Annotated in this window: 18 protein-coding genes; 3 read left to right on the top strand and 15 right to left on the bottom strand. The window is 64.9% G+C overall.

All coding sequences use genetic code 11. The features are described 5' to 3' along the window. Positions 1-11: 11 nt before the first annotated feature. The 5 genes from metW to argB form a co-directional block, all read right to left on the bottom strand. The gene (gene metW / locus AB3X95_RS26655) at positions 12-620 is read right to left on the bottom strand and encodes a methionine biosynthesis protein MetW (protein WP_013088070.1); all 609 of its coding nucleotides are present in this window, start codon (positions 618-620) and stop codon (positions 12-14) included. Beyond that, a complete protein-coding gene (locus AB3X95_RS26660) occupies positions 617-1,762 on the bottom strand; it encodes a homoserine O-acetyltransferase (RefSeq protein ID WP_176367374.1) in 1,146 nt (381 codons plus the stop codon). The genes metW and AB3X95_RS26660 overlap by 4 nt, the downstream gene beginning before the upstream one ends. 320 nt (positions 1,763-2,082) lie before the next feature. After that, positions 2,083-2,781, bottom strand: a complete 699-nt coding sequence (gene slmA, locus AB3X95_RS26665; RefSeq protein WP_176380663.1) for a nucleoid occlusion factor SlmA — start codon at positions 2,779-2,781, stop codon at positions 2,083-2,085. 41 nt (positions 2,782-2,822) lie between these two features. Continuing rightward, the gene (locus AB3X95_RS26670) at positions 2,823-3,590 is read right to left on the bottom strand and encodes a pyrimidine 5'-nucleotidase (protein WP_368622971.1); all 768 of its coding nucleotides are present in this window, start codon (positions 3,588-3,590) and stop codon (positions 2,823-2,825) included. A 175-nt stretch (positions 3,591-3,765) separates the two neighbouring features. Continuing rightward, positions 3,766-4,665: an acetylglutamate kinase gene (gene argB, locus AB3X95_RS26675; protein ID WP_013088074.1), complete on the bottom strand. Its 900-nt coding sequence runs from the start codon at positions 4,663-4,665 to the stop codon at positions 3,766-3,768. Positions 4,666-4,931: 266 nt separating this feature from the next. On the opposite strand from argB, the gene AB3X95_RS26680 reads away from it, so the two are divergent. Further along, positions 4,932-5,159, top strand: coding sequence for a cysteine-rich CWC family protein (locus tag AB3X95_RS26680; protein WP_176109814.1), 228 nt, complete (start codon positions 4,932-4,934; stop codon positions 5,157-5,159). 34 nt (positions 5,160-5,193) lie between these two features. Here AB3X95_RS26680 and AB3X95_RS26685 read toward each other — a convergent pair whose 3' ends face one another. Further along, positions 5,194-6,828: a tetratricopeptide repeat protein gene (locus AB3X95_RS26685; protein ID WP_184226294.1), complete on the bottom strand. Its 1,635-nt coding sequence runs from the start codon at positions 6,826-6,828 to the stop codon at positions 5,194-5,196. A gap of 126 nt (positions 6,829-6,954) precedes the next feature. Between AB3X95_RS26685 and AB3X95_RS26690 the strand changes: the two genes are divergently transcribed. Further along, positions 6,955-8,265, top strand: a complete 1,311-nt coding sequence (locus tag AB3X95_RS26690) for an ATP-binding protein (RefSeq protein ID WP_176122346.1) — start codon at positions 6,955-6,957, stop codon at positions 8,263-8,265. After that, positions 8,262-8,804 (top strand): response regulator transcription factor, encoded by a 543-nt coding sequence (locus AB3X95_RS26695; protein ID WP_013088076.1) that lies wholly within the window; start codon positions 8,262-8,264, stop codon positions 8,802-8,804. The genes AB3X95_RS26690 and AB3X95_RS26695 overlap by 4 nt, the downstream gene beginning before the upstream one ends. 92 nt (positions 8,805-8,896) lie before the next feature. Here AB3X95_RS26695 and hslU read toward each other — a convergent pair whose 3' ends face one another. From hslU to AB3X95_RS26740, 9 genes are all read right to left on the bottom strand, one after another. Next, on the bottom strand, positions 8,897-10,243 hold the full coding sequence (gene hslU / locus AB3X95_RS26700; RefSeq protein WP_176122345.1) for an ATP-dependent protease ATPase subunit HslU: 1,347 nt from the start codon (positions 10,241-10,243) through the stop codon (positions 8,897-8,899). 10 nt (positions 10,244-10,253) lie between these two features. Further along, a complete protein-coding gene (hslV, locus tag AB3X95_RS26705; RefSeq protein WP_176367378.1) occupies positions 10,254-10,790 on the bottom strand; it encodes an ATP-dependent protease subunit HslV in 537 nt (178 codons plus the stop codon). 339 nt (positions 10,791-11,129) lie between these two features. Then, on the bottom strand, positions 11,130-11,549 hold the full coding sequence (gene dksA, locus AB3X95_RS26710; protein WP_008923580.1) for an RNA polymerase-binding protein DksA: 420 nt from the start codon (positions 11,547-11,549) through the stop codon (positions 11,130-11,132). A 684-nt stretch (positions 11,550-12,233) separates the two neighbouring features. Beyond that, complete coding sequence (locus tag AB3X95_RS26715) at positions 12,234-13,334, bottom strand: GTP-binding protein (RefSeq protein WP_184226143.1); 1,101 nt, start codon at positions 13,332-13,334, stop codon at positions 12,234-12,236. Positions 13,335-13,568: 234 nt separating this feature from the next. Beyond that, positions 13,569-14,771, bottom strand: coding sequence for a class I SAM-dependent rRNA methyltransferase (locus AB3X95_RS26720; RefSeq protein ID WP_184226142.1), 1,203 nt, complete (start codon positions 14,769-14,771; stop codon positions 13,569-13,571). A gap of 61 nt (positions 14,772-14,832) precedes the next feature. Continuing rightward, a complete protein-coding gene (gene xerC, locus AB3X95_RS26725) occupies positions 14,833-15,756 on the bottom strand; it encodes a tyrosine recombinase XerC (protein ID WP_368622972.1) in 924 nt (307 codons plus the stop codon). Positions 15,757-15,779: 23 nt separating this feature from the next. Then, the gene (locus tag AB3X95_RS26730; RefSeq protein ID WP_176122341.1) at positions 15,780-16,526 is read right to left on the bottom strand and encodes a DUF484 family protein; all 747 of its coding nucleotides are present in this window, start codon (positions 16,524-16,526) and stop codon (positions 15,780-15,782) included. Between the two features lie 57 nt (positions 16,527-16,583). Beyond that, positions 16,584-17,519 carry a diaminopimelate epimerase gene (dapF, locus tag AB3X95_RS26735; protein ID WP_176122340.1) on the bottom strand — a complete coding sequence of 312 codons (936 nt, stop codon included), beginning with the start codon at positions 17,517-17,519 and terminating at the stop codon, positions 16,584-16,586. Between the two features lie 229 nt (positions 17,520-17,748). Next, complete coding sequence (locus tag AB3X95_RS26740) at positions 17,749-18,633, bottom strand: lipid A biosynthesis lauroyl acyltransferase (protein WP_368622973.1); 885 nt, start codon at positions 18,631-18,633, stop codon at positions 17,749-17,751. Between the last annotated feature and the right edge of the window lie 65 nt (positions 18,634-18,698).

The raw sequence follows: 18,698 nt of genomic DNA on the forward strand, positions 1-18,698 counted from the left end.
GATAACTGAGGTTAGCTTTTCTTGACGCGATAGACCGCAAGACTACCACGCCAGTTCACGCCCCACCGCACCACCTGTCCGTCGTGCAGCACGACACGATCGAGAATTTCGATGCCGACTTCGGGCGCGAGCGCTTCGAAGTCCTTGATCGTCAGCACGCGCACGTTCGGCGTGTTGTGCCATTGATAAGGCAGCGACTTCGACACCGGCATGCGCCCTTGCAGCACCGACAGCCGGTGCGCCCAGTAGCCGAAATTCGGAAACGACACGATGCATTGCTTGCCGACCCGCACCGTCTCGCGCAGGATCGCAGCGGTCTGATGAATGGTCTGCAGCGTCTGCGACAGCACCGCGAAATCGAAGCTGCCGTCTTCGAACAGGCGCAGGCCGTCTTCGAGATTCTGCTGGATCACGTTGACGCCGTTCTGCGTCGCGGCGAGCACGCCGGCGTCGTTGATCTCGATGCCGTAGCCCTGCACCTCCAGTTCCTCGTTCAGCAGCGACAGCAGTGAGCCGTCGCCGCAGCCGAGATCGAGCACGGTCGCGCGCGGTTCGACCCAGCGGGCGATCGCGCGGAAGTCCGGGCGCGATGCCAGGTAATCAAGTGCTCGCTGGTTCATGCGTTGACCTCGTTTGCAATGCGTTCGTAGTAGGCGCGCAGCAGGTTGTGATAGCGCGCGTCGTCGAGCAGGAAGGCGTCGTGGCCGTGCGGCGCGTCGATCTCCGCGTAGGTGACCGTGCGCTTGTGATCGAGCAGCGCCTTCACCAGTTCGCGCGAGCGAGCCGGCGCGAAACGCCAGTCGGTCGAGAAGCTCGCGATCAGATACTTCGCGGTGGTGTGCGCGAGCGCGGCGGTCAGATCGCCGTCGAAGGCCTTGGCCGGATCGAAGTAGTCGAGCGCGCGCGTGATCAGCAGGTAGGTGTTGGCGTCGAAGTAGTCGGCGAATTTGTCGCCCTGATAGCGCAGATACGATTCCACTTCGAACTCGACGTCGAAGCTGAAGTTGTAGTCATCGAGCGCGCCTTCCGCGCGACGCAGCGAGCGGCCGAATTTCTCAGCCATGTCGTCGTCCGACAGATACGTGATGTGGCCGATCATGCGCGCGACGCGCAGGCCGCGCTTCGGCTTCACGCCGTGCGCGTAGTAGTTGCCGCCGTGGAAGTCGGGGTCCGACAGAATCGCGGAGCGCGCGACCTCGTTGAACGCGATGTTCTGCGCGGACAGCTTCGGCGTCGATGCGATCACGATGCAATGGGCGACGCGCTCCGGATACATCATGCTCCACGCGAGCGCCTGCATGCCGCCGAGGCTGCCGCCCATCACGGCGGCGAAGCGAGTGATGCCGAACGCGTCGGCGACGCGCGCTTGGGCGTTGACCCAGTCTTCGACGGTGACGACCGGAAACGTCGCGCCATACGGCTTACCGGTGGCCGGGTCGATGCTCATCGGCCCGGTCGAGCCGAAGCACGAGCCGAGGTTGTTCACGCCGATCACGAAAAATTTGTCGGTATCGAGCGGCTTGCCGGGGCCGACCAAATTGTCCCACCAGCCGATGTCCTTCGGATTGTCGGCGTACACGCCCGCCACGTGATGCGATGCGTTCAGCGCGTGGCACACGAGCACCGCATTGCTGCGCGCGGCATTGAGCGTGCCGTAGGTCTCGACCATCAGGTCGTAGCCCGCGAGCGAGCTGCCGTTGCGCAATCGCAGCGGCTCGGTGAAATGCATTTTTTGGGGAGCGACGATGCCGATGGAGTCCATTCATTCCGCCATTGAGTCAACAGGGCGGCTAAACGGCGTCGGCGAAGCACGAGGAGAAGGGCGGTGTGCGCAGCTGACGACCTCTTTAGCCGCATTTATAGTGAACCGCGGGCCTGAGGCCCAAGGTTCGCGCGCCCGCAATCGAGTCAGCAAATCGGCGCGTGAAAGGGGGTGAAACCGGGTGCAACGCGTTCGGGATGCCTTGGCGCGGTCTGTTATGCATCGTGGGACCGCGGCGGCGTCAGGCGCAAAGTATAGCGGAAAATACCACGCGGCAGCGGCGCGGGCGGTGCCGCGCGAAGGGAGCGAGTCCTCGCGGACTACTGAAGAATCAGCAGCAGTTGCTCGTCCGCGTGTTCGGCGGGCGGCCGCGCGAAACCGCTGCGCACATAGCGATGCCAGCGGCCGATCACGTAGCTCACCAACAGGCTCGCGCGAATCGCGGGATCGTAGCCGGCGGGCAGTGCGGTGGATTGCGGCGCAATCTGCGGGTCGGTATGGCCAGTGGCGTGGTTATCGGCACGGGCAAGCGCTTCGGTCTGCGCGAGCCGCAAGCACTGCTTCAGCGATGCCTCGACCCGTTCGAGCATCTGGTTCACGCGCTCGGTCAGCCGTTCGTGCTCGCCGACCAGCGCCTCGCAGGTCAGCACCCGCGTCATGCCGGGATTTTTCGCGGGGAAGTTGAGCAGCATCAGCGCGATCGAGCGCGCCTGCAGCACGCCGTTGCTTTCGTGACCGGTGATCTGGTTGATGAGGCCGAACAGCGTCTGCTCGATGAACTCAATCAGCCCTTCGAACATCTGCGCCTTGCTGGCGAAATGACGATACAGCGCGGCTTCCGACACACCGAGCCGGGCGGCGAGCGCGGCCGTGGTGACCTTTTCGCTTTTCGGCGCCTCTAGCATGCTAGCGAGCGTCTGCAGGATGTGCACGCGACGCTCGCCCGGCTTCGGACGCGTTGCGCGTGTCGCGGCGGAGGATGCCGCTGAGGCTTCGTCAGGCTTGTCGATCGGCTGCATGGCTGTCGTCCCCCGGCTGATGTCGTTGGCGGCTTTCGTCCCTACTGTCCCGGCTTGCGTCCCTTCCATCGAACCGCGCGCGTGCCCAGTCGTAGCGATTTTAGCGAACGAATGCTGCGGTCGACATAATGCGGCCGGCCGGTGCCCGGCAGTCGCATCGGTACGCCGTCCGCGTGCGGCTTGCGCGGCAGGTGCCCGGTGATCCACACGGTGCGGATGCCGAGCCGCCGATAGTTCTTCAGGTGCGAGCGCGTGTCCTCGACGAGGATCGCGTCTTTCAGCGACACGTGCGCGTCGCGCATCGCGCGGCGCAGCATCGCGTGATCGGGCTTCGCGCGCCATTGGCGGCGATCGCGCATGTGCTCGATCGCGATCACGCGCTCGAACAGCCGCTCGATGCGCAACTCGGCGAGCACCGCGCGCGCGTAGGTTTCGGGCGCATTGGTCAGCACGATCTTGCGGCCCGGCAGCGCCGCGACCAGCCGCGCGACGCCGCGCTCGTGGCGGATCATCGAGCCGAGGTCGGGGAACGTGTGCACGACCTTCAGGAAGTCGTGCGCGTCGAGCGGATGATGACGCGTAAGCCCGAGCAGTGCCGCGCCGTAGCGCAGCGTGTAGCCGGTGCGCAGACGGTTGGCTTCGTCGATGTCGACTTGCAGCGCGTCAATGATGTACTGGGTCATGCCGCGATTGATCGCGGGAAAAATGGCATGCGACGCGCGATGCAGCGTGTTATCGAGATCGAACAGCCAGACTGGCTTGCCGCTCGCGATGTCAGGACGGCGGCGCCGCGAAGTGGGGGTGCGCATGGTGGAGGTCTTCAGCCGCTGACGGGCGTTTCATGCTGCGGATGTGGATGCGGATGCGGATGCGGAGAGTTTGCCGCATCGACGCCCGGGGGCGCGCATAGGCTGCCGGCCGCGAGGTGCGGCACAGGCGTCGCGCCGCTCGGACGCGACCCCTGTGCCGGGGATGCCGCAACGCTCAATGCGAGCGGATCATCGTGCCGAATGGCTGTTCGGTCAGGATTTCGAGCAGCACCGAGTGTTCGATGCGGCCGTCGATGATGTGCACCGAGCGCACGCCGCTCTTCGCCGCATCGAGCGCGGACGAGATTTTCGGCAGCATGCCGCCGGAGATCGTGCCGTCTTCGAACAGGCCGTCGATTTCGCGCGCCGACAGGTCGGTCAGCAGATTGCCTTCCTTGTCCATCACGCCGGGGATGTTGGTCATCATCACGAGCTTTTCGGCGTTCAGCACGACCGCCAGCTTGCCCGCGACGAGGTCCGCGTTGATGTTGTACGACAGACCGTCTTCGCCGAAGCCGATCGGCGAGATCACCGGAATGAACGCGTCGTCCTGCAGTGCCTTCACGACCGCCGGGTTGATCGCTTCCACTTCGCCGACCTGGCCGATGTCGACGTACTGGCCAGGCTTTTCTCGATCCGGCATCAGCATCTTGCGCGCGTGGATCAGGCCGCCGTCCTTGCCGGTCAGGCCGACCGCGTGGCCGCCGAAGTGGTTGATCAGCATCACGATGTCCTGCTGCACCTCGCCGCCGAGCACCCATTCGACGACTTCCATCGTCTCTTCGTCGGTGACGCGCATGCCCTGGATGAACGTGCCCTGTTTACCGATTTTCTTAAGCGCCTGGTCGATTTGCGGACCACCGCCGTGCACGATGACCGGGTTGATGCCAACCAGCTTCAGCAGAATCACGTCGCGCGCGAAACCCTGCTTCAAACGCTCTTCGGTCATGGCGTTGCCGCCGTATTTGATGACCACGGTCTTGCCGTGATACTGGCGGATGTAAGGCAGCGCCTCGGCCAGAATTTCGGCTTTCAGGGTGGGCGCAATCTGCGAGAGGTCGGGAAGCTCGGACATGGCGGCAGGCTCGGGCACGGAACAGTTAAAACAGCGCGAATTGTACAGGACTGGCGCGCTGCAACAGGGTTTTCGGCAGCGGCGCGAGCGACGGTCGGTGCAGGCTTGGCGGACCGCACCATGACGGGCCGCGGGGGCGGGCAAACAGCAAGCGTAACGCACTTGCGTGACGGCCGTGCATTGGCCGAACGGACGGCTGCACCTAGGCGTATCAGTCATGGCATCATGATCTGACCGATGCCCCCGGCCTTTCGCGCCCATCCGCAATGAAACCGTCTTCTACCCGTTCCGGGAGCAGCGCGCGCTGTCCGCGCTGCGGCAATGCCTTCGACTGCGGCATGCAGGGCGAGACATCATCTCCGTGCTGGTGCCGTGCTTTGCCACCGCTGCCGGCCGAGCGGCTGAAGCCGGGGGGCCGCTGCTTGTGCCCGGAATGTCTCGCCGCGGAGATTGCCCAGGCGACACGCGAGGCAAGTGGCGTTGAACGGCCGTAAACGCTGCGTTTGCCAACGGCCAATCTGAACCCGCCTATGCACCGCGATGCTGCGCCACCAGCGCTCGCAGATCGCGCGCCACTGCTTCCAGCGCCGGCTCCCACTCGCCGAACCGCGGCTGCCGATACAACGTGGCGCTCGGATACCACGGGCTGTCGCCGCACTCCAGCAACCAGACCCAATGCGGATTGACGTCGAGCAGCACCCACGTGCGCTGGCCGAGCGCGCCGCTCAGATGCGCGACCGATGTGCATACGGTGATCACGAGGTCGAGCGCGCCGACGAAGGCGGCGGTGTCGTCGAAGGTGGCGAGGCTCGCGGTGTGATCGATGATGCGCAGGCCGGCCGCGCGGGCGGCGGCGACCTCCGCGGCCGCGCCCGGCTGCAGCGAGTAGAAGGTGACGTCGTCGATGCCGGCGAAATGCGCGGCATAGCGCTGCCAGCCGACGCTGCGAAACGGGTTGCGCTGATGCCCGCGGCTACCCGTCCAGGCGAGGCCGACCTTCAGGCGGCGCCCGTCGGCAACGCGTCCGCGCCACGCCGCAAGCGCGGCCACATCGGCGAACAGGTAGGGCGCGGCTGGAATGGTCTCTTCGCGGGTATCGAAGATTAGCGGCAAGCTCAGCAGCGGAATTTCATAGTCCATCGGCGGCAGCGATTCGACGCCGCCGCCGGACGAGAAACCGTCGACATGAGCGCCGAGGCTGCGCGCGAGCAGCGCGCCCATCTGCGGAAACGAATTCCACACCACGCGGCCGCCGTCGCGATGCACACGCTCGGCCAGCATCGGGATATAGCGGCTGAACTGCAGCACGTCGCCCATCCCCTGTTCGCCCCATACGAGCAGCGTCTTGCCGGCGAGCGGCTCGCCGCGCCAGATCGGCGCCGGCATCACGGGACGGCTGCCGCCGAGCTCCCTGGAGCCGTCCCAGCGCGCCTCGTGCGATGCCCACCCTTCGGCGTATCGGCCGCGCAGGAGTTGCAGCATGCCGAGGTTCGAGCGCATCGTCGGGCTCTGCGGGGCGAGCTCGCAGGCCGTCGTGGCGGCCTGTTCGGCGTCGTCCCAGCGTTGCGCTTCACGTAACGTCAGCGCATAGTTGTTGTAAGCCAGCGGACTGCCAGGCGCGCGCTGCACGGCTTGGGCACCGGCTTCGAGCGCGTGGGGCAAGTCCAGACTCTGGCGATACGCGTTGGCGAGGTTGATCCATGCGTTGCCATCGTCGGGGGCATCGCGAATCGCGGCTTCGAGCAGCGCGAGCCGTTCGCTCAGATCTCCGTCGGTAAGCGTCAGCGCGCTCGCGAGATTGTTGCGTAGCTGCGGCAGCGCGGGGTCGAGCGCCAGCGCACGACGATACGCAGGGATCGCGTCGGCATGCCGGCCGGCCATCTGCAGCGCGTAGCCGGCGCGGAAGTGCGCGACGGCGCTCCCCGCATCGAGTTCGGCAATAATGGCGGCGAGTTCGATCGCCTCCGCGTGGCGCTTCTGCGCGAGCCACGCGGCGATCAGCGCGTCGAGCGAGGCGCCGTCGAGCGGATGCAGTTTGTCCGCGGCGTCGAGGGAACGGGCTTCGTCCGCCGTGGCGCCGCTGGCTCGGGCCGCGGCGGCATCGCGCAGCAAGGTCAGGAATGCGGACGAAGCGTCGGCTTCGCGAATCGCGGTGGGTACCATGAACGGATGGCGCGGAGCAGTCGTCAATGCAGCCTGGCGACGCGCGATGCTATTTCGAAGACAGTCATGTTACCGGCACTCGGCCGCCTGGTCAGCCATGCGGGTCCGAGCGGGTAGACTAGGATCATGCAACGTATAACCAACACCGGCCGCGTCAATCTCGGTCATCTGTTCTGGCTGCGCAGCCTCGCGATCATTGGTCAGCTGCTGACGATCGCGTTCGTGCAGATCTTCATCGGCGCCAATCTGCCGTTGCCCGCGATGCTGCTCGTGATCGGGCTCGAAGTGCTGTTCAATGCGCTCACATGGTTTCGCGTGTCGCAGCAGCGACCCGAGTCCAACATCGAGCTGTTCGGGCAGATCTGGGTCGATCTCGGCGCGTTGTCGGCGCTGCTGTTCCTGTCCGGCGGCACCACCAACCCGTTTGTATCGCTATACCTGCCATCGCTTGCAATCGCGGCGGCCGTGCTGCCGTGGTATCTGATGGCCTGGCTCGCGGCGTTCGCGGTGGCCTGCTACGCGATGCTCAGTTTCGATTCGGTGCCGCTCAATCTTGAGAATCCCGCCAACCTGTTCGACTACTACCGCTCGGGCATGTGGGTCAATTTCATGGTCAGCGTAGGGCTGATCGCGTGGTTCGTCGCGCGCATGTCGCGGGCACTGCGGCTTCGTGACGCAGCGCTTGGAGAAGCGCAGCAGCGCTTGCTTCAGGACGAACGGGCGGTCGCGCTCGGCGTGCAGGCGGCCACCGTGGCTCACGAAATCGGTACGCCTCTGTCTACAATCGCGATGTTGTCAGAAGAATTGCGCGACGCGGCGCGCACCGACGCGGGACTCGCGCCCTACCGCGCCGATCTCGAACTGCTCGAGCAGCAGATGACGCTGTGCACGTCGGCACTCGCGCGCTTGCGCAGCCGCGCGACGACCACGACGAACCGTGAGCCGGTCGACGAATGGCTCGAATCGTTTGCCGACCAATGGCGCCTGCGCCATCCGCACGTGAAGTTCGAGCGGCTCGGTACGCCGCCCGCCGATGTCAGTCTCAACGACACGGTGGCCGTCAGCCAGATACTGACGATCCTGCTCGACAACGCCGCGCGCGCCAGCCGCGATCACGTGACGCTGTCTTGCACGCGCGCGCCGCGCGGCGACCAGATCGTATTCGAAGTATGTGACCACGGTCCTGGCATTCCAGTCGCGCTGCGCGGCTCGCTCGGCACGATGCCGGTGGAGAGCACGCAGGGCGGTCACGGCGTCGGCTTGTATCTGGCGTTTTCGGCGGCGGCGCGTCTGAAGGGATCGATCGAGCTGACCGACGCCAACGGCGGGCGGCCGCGCGGCACGCGTGCGGTGCTGCGACTGCCGCTCGGCGCGCGCAAGATTTCCGGAGCGAGCCCGCAAGGCGCCGCGCCATCCAACACGGAGAAACAGGCATGAGCGAAAAGAATTTTCTGGTGATCGACGACGACGAGGTGTTCTCCGGCATCCTGGCGCGCGGCTTGACGCGGCGCGGCTACACGGTGAGCGAAGCGCACAACGCGGACGAGGCGATCCGGCTCGCGAATCAGCAGAAGTTCAGCGAGATCACCGTGGACCTGCATCTGGGCAATGACTCCGGCCTGACGCTCGTCGCGCCGTTACGCGATCTGCAGCCCGATGCACGCATGCTGGTGCTGACCGGCTACGCGAGCATCGCCACCGCGGTGCAGGCGGTCAAGGACGGCGCCGACAACTATCTCGCGAAGCCCGCCAACGTCGAGACGATCCTGTCGGCGCTGCAAAGCGAGGCGAGCGCGTTGCAGGCCGAAGAGGCGATCGAGCATCCGCAGCCGCTGTCGGTGGCGCGGCTTGAATGGGAACATATTCAGCGGGTGCTCGCCGAACACAACGGCAATATCTCGGCGACCGCGCGGGCGTTGAACATGCATCGGCGCACGTTGCAGCGCAAGCTGGCGAAGCGGCCGGTGAGACAGTAGGCCGCGATCGGGCGGCACAAAGCAAAACGGGCTGCCTATGCAAAGGCAGCCCGCTTTTCATGCATCAGCGCCTGGCGCTGTCACCGCGCATATCACAGCACGTAGCGCGACAGATCCTCGTCTTCCGCGACTTCGTTCAATGCGCGATCGACATACGCCGCGTCGATCTGCACGGTACGGCCCGAATGATTGCCGGCCGAGAACGACACTTCCTCGAGCAGTTTTTCGATGACCGTATAAAGACGCCGCGCGCCGATGTTCTCAGTCTTCTCGTTGACTGAGTACGCGATCTCGGCAAGACGGCGGATGCCGTCGTCGGCGAATTCGAGGTGCACGTCTTCGGTCGCGAGCAGCGCCTGGTATTGCTTGACAAGGCTCGCATCCGTCGACACGAGGATCGATTCGAAGTCGTTGACCGACAGCGAGTCGAGTTCGACGCGAATCGGAAAGCGCCCCTGCAGTTCCGGGATCAGATCGCTCGGCTTCGCAAGATGAAACGCGCCGCTCGCGATGAACAGGATGTGATCGGTCTTCACCATGCCGTACTTGGTGTTGATCGTCGTGCCTTCGACGAGCGGCAGCAGATCGCGCTGCACGCCCTGACGGGACACTTCACCGCCGCCGGCTTCGTTGCGCGACGCGATCTTGTCGATTTCGTCTAGAAACACGATGCCGTTCTGTTCGACGTTCTGCACCGCCTTGGTTTTCACCTCTTCGTCGTTCAGCATCTTGCCGGCTTCTTCGTCGGTGAGCACCTTCAGCGCTTCCTTCACCTTCATCTTGCGGCGCGTCTTCTTGCCGCCGCCGATGTTGGCGAACATCGAGCGGATCTGCTCGGTCATGTCTTCCATGCCCGGCGGCCCCATGATGTCCATGCCGACCTGCGGCTGCTCGACGTCGAGCTCGATTTCCTTATCGTCGAGCTGGCCTTCGCGCAGGCGCTTGCGGAACGTCTGACGCGTCGTGCTGCCTTCATCGGCGGTATCGGTCGAGCTCGTGCTCGAACCGAAGCCAACCGGCCGTGCGGTCGGCAGCAGGATGTCGAGAATGCGGTCTTCGGCGAGATCGCCGGCCTTGGTCCGCACTTTGCGCATTTCGGTTTCGCGAGTCTGCTTGACCGAAATTTCGATCAGGTCGCGCACGATGCTGTCCACGTCGCGGCCCACGTAGCCGACTTCGGTGAACTTGGTTGCTTCGATCTTGATGAACGGCGCGTCCGCGAGCTTCGCGAGACGCCGCGCGATTTCGGTCTTGCCGACGCCGGTCGGTCCGATCATCAGGATGTTCTTCGGGGTGATTTCCTGGCGCAGCGGTTCGTCGACCTGCTGACGGCGCCAGCGGTTGCGCAGCGCGACGGCCACGGCTTTCTTCGCGCGGCCTTGGCCGATGATGTGTTTGTCGAGCTCGGAGACGATCTCGGCGGGGGTCATGGTGCTCATCGATGGGTCCTTACTCGATCGTCTCAATGACGCGGTTATGGTTCGTGTAGATGCACATGTCGCCGGCGATTTCCAGCGATTTCTCCACGATGTCGCGCGGCGATAGCTCGGTGTTGTCGGCAAGCGCCCTCGCGGCCGCCTGCGCGTACGCACCGCCCGAGCCGATCGCGCAGATGCCGCCTTCGGGGTCGAGCACGTCGCCGTTGCCGGTGATGACGAGCGTGGTGGTCGCGTCCGCGGCGATCAGCATCGCTTCGAGACGACGCAGCATGCGATCGGTGCGCCAGTCTTTCGCGAGCTCCACGGCCGCGCGCGTCAGATTGCCCTGATGTTTTTCGAGCTTCGCCTCGAAGCGGTCGAGCAGCGAGAAGGCATCCGCCGTGCCGCCGGCGAAGCCGACCAGCACCTTGCCGTTATAGATGCGCCGGACCTTCTTCGCGCCGCCTTTCATGACGATGTTGCCGAGCGTCACCTGGCCGTCGCCGCCGAGCGCCACCTTGTTGCCGCGGCGCACGGAAACGATCGTCGTGCCGTGAAATTGCTCCATATGCGTTCCTCTTTGCAAAACGGGTAGGACGCGACAGCGCTGCGCGCTACCGCATGAATCCAGTCAGCGGACGGCGCGCCGGCTGGCGCGCTCGTGAGCGCATGTCCGATCTATTTTAGGGCGGGCGCGGTCATATCAAGATCCGCCGGAAGGCCTTGGGAGAAAAACTGAAAATCCGCTCAGGAAGCCTGAGAAACGAGGCGGGAACGCGAGGCGGGACGGGAGGGATGGCGGAGCTTGCGCGGATGTCGCGCAAAAAGAAAAGGCGCACGGATCACCGTGCGCCTCTAGACGAAGCAGCGTTTTCAGGGCGCCAGGCCGAAGCCGCGCCTCAGCTAATCAGTCGCCGAACAGTTTCTGGCGCAGTTCGCGGCGCTCTTGTGCTTCGAGCGACAGCGTGGCTGTAGGCCGTGCGAGCAGACGCGGAATGCCGATCGGCTCGCCGGTTTCTTCGCACCAGCCGTAGTCGCCCGCCTCGATGCGCGCGATCGATTGCTGCACCTTCTTCAGCAGCTTGCGTTCGCGGTCGCGCGTGCGCAGTTCGAGCGCATGCTCTTCCTCGATCGTGGCGCGATCGGCCGGGTCCGGCACGATGACCGTTTCACGCAGGTTCTCGGTCGTCTGGCCAGCATTGCGGAGAATGTCCGCCTGCAACTGTTCGAGCCTGTTCTTGAAGAAGGCGAGCTGATCCTCATTCATGTAATCCTTGTCGCTCATCTTCAGGATTTCGGCTTCGGTCAAGAGTCGTTTCGTCGTCATCTGGCTTACTTCTTCAATGTGAGGCAAAACTCATAGTGCCCGCACTTTCGTATTGCCCGCAAACGCGTCGCGTGGACGCGCGGCGCAGGGTGGTCACGAACGTTGGGCTGTCGTGACGCCGAAGCGCCTGGCGCCCACACACACCGGGCGTTGCTAGCTACGCCGCTGCGGGGCCGAACTCCTCTGGAAACCGATTCACACATGCTCCTGAGGCATCGCTCGCCGACAAGCGCTTGCCCTTTCAGGCCGTGCCCGCCGGCGTTTTCGGCGTGTCTCCGGACAAGATTTTCCGGCGCCGTTTCAGGCCCGTCGCGGGATACGCGCGACCGGGCAATTCGTTGTCATTCTCCAGTGGGCACGTATTGTAACTGAATCACAATCCGGCACCGCAACTGCCGAAATTCCGCCTGCGGTGCAGCGATATCCCGAAAATATAACGCGCACAAAGCCAAAAAGCGATGGTCGTGCACGCTTTAATGCAGCAGGGTTTTCACGCGGTTTTCATATAGCCGGCAATCGCACGGTCTCGGTGCCACGGCATCGCAGTTTCTGCAGAGGATTCACGCCCGCGCAGGCGGCGTCGGGCGTCTCGGCGCAATAGAAGTAGCACGACGCATGCCGCGCTATGCGCGGCGTGTCGTGGGCCTTCTATGGGGTTTGCTGGTGTGACGGCGCTGCGCCCGCTCAGGCGAGGCAGGCGTCGAGACCGTCGGTGATCAGGTCGCGCGGCAGTTCGATGCCGATGAACACCATCTTGTTGGTCTTCTTCTCGGCCGGTTGCCATTTCGCGGCGAGGTCGCTGCCCATCATTTGATGCACGCCCTGGAACACGACCTTGCGATCGACGCCCTTCATGTACAGCACGCCCTTGTAGCGCAGCAGGTGCTCGCCGTAGATCTGCAGAATGCCGCCGAGGAAGTCCTCGAGCTTGTTCGGATCGAACGGACGATCGCTGCGGTACACGAACGACTTGATCTTGTCGTCGTGATGCGCGTGGTGGTGATGCCCATGATCGTGGCCTTCGTGATCGCAATGGCCATGGTCGTGATCGCAGTTCGCGTGATCGTGATCATGGTCGCCGTGCGTGTGGCCGTGTTCGTCGTGCGCATGCGCGTGGCTGTGCGCGTGTTCGTCTTCGGCGAGGAAGTCCGGGTCGATTTCGAGCTTCGAGTTCAGGTTGAAGCCGCGCAGATCGAAAATTTCCTTGATGTCCGTTTCGCCGAAATTAACGACCCTGATCGCCGCCTTCGGGTTCATGTGCAGCAGACGGTGACGCAGATCGCCCACCTGCCGCTCGTCGACGAGATCGGCCTTGGTGATGAACAGGCGGTCGGCAAAACCGACCTGGCGCTGCACCACTTCGTGCTCGTCGAGCTGACGGTCCGCGTGCTTCGCATCGACCAGCGTGATGATCGCGTCGAGCAGGAATTCGCTCGCGATCTGATCGTCCATGAAGAAGGTTTGCGCGACCGGGCCCGGATTTGCGAGGCCGGTGGTTTCGATCACGACACGGTCGAAGTCCACTTCGCCCGCCTGCTTCTTCGCGGCCAGATCGTTGAGCACGCGCGACAGGTCGCCGCGAATCGTGCAGCAGATGCAGCCGTTGCTCATCTGGATGATCTGCTCGGTCGTGTCCTGCACGAGGATCTCGTTGTCGATGTTCTCTTCGCCGAACTCGTTCTCGATGACGGCGATCTTCATGCCGTGCTTTTCGTTCAGGATGCGCTTGAGCAGGGTGGTTTTACCGCTGCCGAGAAAGCCGGTCAGGATGGTGACTGGAATCATGTGGGTCGCCTGTAAGTCGTGAAACGGTGCGTGATCGAACGCTAGCGCAAGGCTAGCCAGAAGCGTGAGGCCGGCCGCCGCGGCCAGATGGCGCGGTCCTGTCCAGCCGGTTATTGAAACATATTTGCCTGGCGGGCGCAGGGGCGGCCGCCTTGCGGCCGGCTGATGGCCGGCTGCGCGGAGGCTGGCCGCAGCCGCCGCCGGCACGCGCAATTGCCCACGAAATATGGGCGCTCAGGCGATTTGCAACAGCAGGCCCTTCAGATACTCCCCTTCGGGGAATGCCGTGAGCAGCGGATGATCGACGCCCGCGCCGAGCCGCTTCAGGATGCGTGCGTCGACGCGGGCGTCGGCGGCGGCGCCGGACACGATCTTCTGGAACAGTTCGGGATCGATCGCGCCCGAGCACGAGTAGGTGAACAGCAAACCGCCCGGACGCAGCAGCTTCAGGCCCGTCAGGTTGATGTCCTTGTACGCGCGCGACGCGCGGTCCACGTGCTCGCGCGATGGCGCGAACTTCGGCGGATCGAGCACGATCAGGTCGAAGCGCTCGCCTTCGTCGTAGAGGCGCCGCAGTGTCTTGAACGCGTCGGCGTCGAGCCAGCTCGCGCGATCGGCGTCGAAGCCGTTGGCCGCGACGTTCTGCTGCGCGAGCGCGAGCGCTTCACCCGACGAATCGACCGACACCACGCGCTTCGCGCCACCCTTGAGCGCCGCGAGCGAAAAGCCGCCGGTGTAGCAGAAGCAGTTCAGCACGTCGCGATCTTTCGCGAATTGCTGCACGAGCAGGCGGTTATCGCGCTGATCGACATAGAAGCCGGTCTTGTGGCCGTTGCGCACGTCGACGTGATAGCGCACGCCGTTTTCGCTTGAGATCAGCTGCTCCGAAGGCGGCTCGCCCGCGAGCACACCGGTGACCTGCTCGAGCCCTTCCTTCTGACGGATCGACACGTCCGAGCGCTCGTAGACGTTCGGGCAGCCGGTCGCGCCGATCAGCGCCGCGACGATCGCGTCCTTCCACGCCTCGACGCCGGCCGCCATGAACTGACAGACGATCTGGCTGCGCTGACCCGCGTCCTCGGCGACGTAGTAATCGACGATCAGGCCCGGCAGACCGTCCGCCTCGCCGAAGATCAGTCGCACGGCGCCGGTGTCGCGAACCATCGCCTGACGATGCGCGAACGCGCGCTGCACGCGGCGCTTGAAGAACGCGTGATCGATCGGCTCGGCTTCGTCGAAGCTCCACACGCGTGCGCGGATCTGCGAGTGCGGGCTGTAGGCGGCGCGCGCGAGGAAGCGGCCATCGTGCGCGCGCACGAGCACGGTCGCGCCGGGCGCGGGGCGGCCGTCGACATGTTCGATCGCATTGGCATACACCCACGGATGGCGGCGCAGCAGCGATTTTTCTTTCGACGGTTTGAGCGTAACGGTATTCATCAGGTGTCGGTCAGGTACTAGCGATGGCGGCGCGTCGTGGCGCGCGGCGGCAGTCGCGTGATCAGTTGCGTTTCTTTGCGCGAGGATGCGCGCTGTCGTAGACGTGGGCGAGGTGCTGGAAATCGAGGCCCGTATAGACCTGCGTCGCGGTGATGCTGGCGTGTCCGAGCAACTCCTGCACGGCGCGCAGATCGCCGCTCGACTGCAGCACGTGCGTCGCGAACGAATGGCGCAGCACGTGCGGATGCACGTTGGCAGGAATGCCGGCCGCGAGCGCCGCGCGCTTCACGCGCTCGCGCACGACGTTCGGCGACAGCCGGTTGCCGCGCGCCGACAGGAAGAGCGGATGCGAATCGTGGCGGACCATGCGTTCGCGCACCGCGAGCCATGCATTCAGCGCCGCGACCGCCTTGCTGCCCACCGGCACGACGCGGCGCCGGTTGCCTTTGCCGAGCACTTCGACTTCGCCGGAATCGAGCTTCAGCCAGCCGGCCGAGCGATAACCGTCGATGTCGGCGAAACGCACGTCGAGGCCGACCAGTTCGGCGAGGCGCAGGCCCGACGAGTAGAACAGCTCGAGCATCGCGTGATCGCGCAGGCCTTCGGGGGAGTCGGCGGGCGCGCTGTCCATCAGGCGCGCGGTGTCGTCGACGGAAAGCGCCTTCGGCAGCGTTTTCGCCTGCTTCGGCGCGCGCACCGCGGCGACCGGATTGGCCGGCAGCTCGATTTGGCCCGCAAGCCAGCGATAAAACGCGCGCCACGCCGACAGCCGATGGCCAATCGACCGCGCGGTGAGGCCGCCCGCATGCGCGCGCGCGACGGCGCCGCGGATGTCGACGGCGGTGAGACTTTCGAGCTGTCTGCCTTTGGCGAGCAGCTTCAGTTCCGCGAGCTCATGCGTATAGCCGCGAAGCGTATGCTCCGACAGCCGCCGCTCGTGCTCGAGATGCGACAGATAGGCGGCGATCGGGTCGGCGGCGGTCACGGTGGGCGGTGACGTTGCGTGGCTCAGCGCGGCAGCAGCCGGCTCAGTGCGGCGCTCGCGAGCGCGCCGATCTGCGTGAGGAAATCGGTGGCCATGCCTTCGTGGAAGCGTCGCGGGTCGGACGAGCCCATCACGAGCAGGCCGAACGTCGGCGCGTCTTCGGCACCTTCGGGGTCGCGCAGCGCAAGCAGCGCGATCGATTCGGTGGTCTGCGCCGTTTCGCTCGACGGGGCGCTGGGGTCGTCGGTCGCGCTCGCCGGCGGGTTGGCCGCGCCGTTGGACGCGCTCGCCGCCTGCGGGAGCCATTGCGCGGCCTCGAAGCCGGTGTTCGCGCCGCAGTACGGCGTGCTCAGGCTGCCCGCGAAAATCCGCACTTCCTCGCTGACGTGGCGCGCGAAGTCGGCTTGCGCATATGGCTCGGCGACGTCCCACACACGCAGTGCCGCTTGCGGCACGTCGAAGATATCGAGCAGACCGCCGGCGATCGTGCGCGGCAGCGCGTACGGATCGCGCTCAGCCATCACGCGGATGGTCCAGCGGTTGAACTTCGCCGCGATGCTGTCGTTCTCGTGACCGTAGCGCAGCAGTTCGGCCAGACGCCGTTCGAGATGCTTGTTTTTGTCGCGCAGCATCTCCATTTGCCGCTCCTGCAGCGACACTGCGGCTTTGCCGTGCGGGTTCGCGAGCCGGATCGTCGCGAGCGTTTCCGCGTGTTCGACGAAGAATTCGGGATTGGCGAGCAGGTATTCGGCGACTTCGCGATCGTTCATGGTTTCGGCTGGAGGACTACGAGATGGCCGCCTTGCGGCGGCGCGTAGGTCAATGAGTTAGACGGAGGGCGCCACGGCGGCCGGGCTGGACGGATTGTGCTGCGACGAGTCGGGCGATGCGCTCGACGCCTCTTCTGCCAACTCGATCTCCCCTTCGAAGACGGTGGCCGCGGGGCCGGCCATCAGCAGCGGCGCGCCTGGTTGCGCGATGTCCCACGTGATCGTCAGATCGCCGCCGTGCGTGTGCACGAGCACCGGCGAATCCAGTAGCCCGCGCCGAATACCCGCCGCGGCCGCCGCGCACGCGCCGGTGCCGCACGCGAGCGTTTCGCCCGCGCCGCGTTCGTAGACGCGCAGCCTGATCTCGTTGCGATTGACGATTTGCATGAAGCCCGCATTGACCCGCTGCGGGAAGCGCGTGTGCCGCTCGATGGCCGGACCTTCGACGAGCACCGGGAACGCCTCGGCATCGTCGACGACCTGCACCGCGTGCGGATTGCCCATCGACACCACCGACATCCAGCGTGTCGTGCCGTTCACGTCGAGCGGCCAGAGCGTGTCCGCGCCTTCGCGGCGGCCTTGCAGACCTTTGGTCGCGAACGGCACGAGTTCGGGATCGAACACGGGCGTGCCCATGTCGACGATTACCTCGCCGTTGTCCTGCATCGTCAGCGTGATCGTGCCTTTCTGGACTTGCACGCGCACGCTGCGCTGGTCGGTGAGACCGCGCTCGCGCACGAACTTGACGAAGCAGCGCGCGCCGTTGCCGCAATGTTCGACCTCGCCGCCGTCGCAATTGAAGATGCGATATCTGAAATCGACGCCTTCGACGGTCGGCTTTTCGACCAGCAGCAACTGGTCGGCACCGACGCCGAAATGGCGATTCGCGAGCGCGCGCACCTGCGCCGTGGTCAGTTCAAGCGGTTGGGTATAGCCGTCGAGCACGACGAAGTCGTTACCCGCGCCGTGCATTTTGGTGAATTTGAGCTTCACGTTTTTCGTGTATCCGTTGCTGCGTAGGGCTTCGCGCGTGCGGGCGGAGCCGAAAATCCGGGCCTTGCCGGCTGTTGGGTGAATCACCCTTTCGAGCCGGGTTGGGCCAATAGCAGATGATACACGTTGGCCCATCGGAAACGGTATGGCGGGCAAGGGGCCTGGATGCCGCCTCACGTGCACTGATCGACGTGCTCCGACTGCTGGGAGCCGGGTCCCAGCGCCATCTTCAATACACCCCCGGCACTCCCGGTGGCCGCGTCTTGAACCGCTTGTGCACCCAGTAATACTGCTCGGGCATCAGCGGAATCTGCTCTTCGAGAAATTCGTTCATGCGTCGCGCATCGGCGTCATCATCGCCGGTCGGATAGTTGTCCCAAGGCTTGAAGACCTTGAGCCGGTAGCCCTTGTAATTCGGCAGCACTTCGCCGATGAACGGTACCACCTGCGCGTGCCCGACCTTAGCGAGACGGCCGACCGCGGTCAGCGTGCAGGTCGGCACGCCGAAGAACGGCACGAACGTCGAATTGCGCGCGCCGTAGTCCATGTCCGCGCCGAGCATCACCGGTTTGCGTTCGCGCAGCCAGCGCAGTACGACGCGCGCGCTGTCCGCGCGGCTTGCCATGTCCGCGCCGAAACGCGCACGCGCCGCTTTCGCGACTGCCTCGAGCTCCTGATTCGACATCGGCTGATACAGCGAGCCGCACTGGCGCTTCAATGAGTAGTTCAGAAAAATCGAACCGGCCTCGATGCCGACAAAGTGAAAGCCGAGAAAGAGCGTCGGCGGCAGCTTCGGGTCGGTCAGATCGATTGCGCTGTCGAGCTGGATCAGCTTCTCGAGCTTCTTCGCCGAGCCGAACCACTGCACGCTGCGCTCGAGATAGCTGCGGATCGCGTGACGGAAGTGCTTCTGCGCGACGTCCTCGCGGCGCTCGTCGCTCCAGTCGGGGAAGCACAGCTTCAGATTCGTATGAACGATGCGCTTGCGACGGCTCGGGATTTGATAGAGCAGCCAGCCGAGCCCGTCGCCGAGACGGGCGACGAATCCATACGGCAACAACGCAAAGAGTTTGAGCAGCCCGACCGCGAGCTTCGCGCCGTAGCTGCTCAGCATGCAGCCTCCGGGCGCACGGCGCTGCTAGGGGCGGGATTGCAGGGAGCGGAAAAATTGGCGTGATA

Origin of the sequence: Paraburkholderia sp. BR13444, from assembly GCF_040948755.1 — a bacterium.
GTDB lineage: Bacteria > Pseudomonadota > Gammaproteobacteria > Burkholderiales > Burkholderiaceae > Paraburkholderia > Paraburkholderia youngii.

What these genes read in the sequence shown, in the direction of transcription:
- metW (WP_013088070.1), bottom strand. Translation starts at nt 620, where the DNA reads ATGAACCAGCGAGCACTTGATTACCTGGCATCGCGCCCGGACTTCCGC.
- AB3X95_RS26660 (WP_176367374.1), bottom strand. Translation starts at nt 1,762, where the DNA reads ATGGACTCCATCGGCATCGTCGCTCCCCAAAAAATGCATTTCACCGAG.
- slmA (WP_176380663.1), bottom strand. Translation starts at nt 2,781, where the DNA reads ATGCAGCCGATCGACAAGCCTGACGAAGCCTCAGCGGCATCCTCCGCC.
- AB3X95_RS26670 (WP_368622971.1), bottom strand. Translation starts at nt 3,590, where the DNA reads ATGCGCACCCCCACTTCGCGGCGCCGCCGTCCTGACATCGCGAGCGGC.
- argB (WP_013088074.1), bottom strand. Translation starts at nt 4,665, where the DNA reads ATGTCCGAGCTTCCCGACCTCTCGCAGATTGCGCCCACCCTGAAAGCC.
- AB3X95_RS26680 (WP_176109814.1), top strand. Translation starts at nt 4,932, where the DNA reads ATGAAACCGTCTTCTACCCGTTCCGGGAGCAGCGCGCGCTGTCCGCGC.
- AB3X95_RS26685 (WP_184226294.1), bottom strand. Translation starts at nt 6,828, where the DNA reads ATGGTACCCACCGCGATTCGCGAAGCCGACGCTTCGTCCGCATTCCTG.
- AB3X95_RS26690 (WP_176122346.1), top strand. Translation starts at nt 6,955, where the DNA reads ATGCAACGTATAACCAACACCGGCCGCGTCAATCTCGGTCATCTGTTC.
- AB3X95_RS26695 (WP_013088076.1), top strand. Translation starts at nt 8,262, where the DNA reads ATGAGCGAAAAGAATTTTCTGGTGATCGACGACGACGAGGTGTTCTCC.
- hslU (WP_176122345.1), bottom strand. Translation starts at nt 10,243, where the DNA reads ATGAGCACCATGACCCCCGCCGAGATCGTCTCCGAGCTCGACAAACAC.
- hslV (WP_176367378.1), bottom strand. Translation starts at nt 10,790, where the DNA reads ATGGAGCAATTTCACGGCACGACGATCGTTTCCGTGCGCCGCGGCAAC.
- dksA (WP_008923580.1), bottom strand. Translation starts at nt 11,549, where the DNA reads ATGACGACGAAACGACTCTTGACCGAAGCCGAAATCCTGAAGATGAGC.
- AB3X95_RS26715 (WP_184226143.1), bottom strand. Translation starts at nt 13,334, where the DNA reads ATGATTCCAGTCACCATCCTGACCGGCTTTCTCGGCAGCGGTAAAACC.
- AB3X95_RS26720 (WP_184226142.1), bottom strand. Translation starts at nt 14,771, where the DNA reads ATGAATACCGTTACGCTCAAACCGTCGAAAGAAAAATCGCTGCTGCGC.
- AB3X95_RS26730 (WP_176122341.1), bottom strand. Translation starts at nt 16,526, where the DNA reads ATGAACGATCGCGAAGTCGCCGAATACCTGCTCGCCAATCCCGAATTC.
- AB3X95_RS26740 (WP_368622973.1), bottom strand. Translation starts at nt 18,633, where the DNA reads ATGCTGAGCAGCTACGGCGCGAAGCTCGCGGTCGGGCTGCTCAAACTC.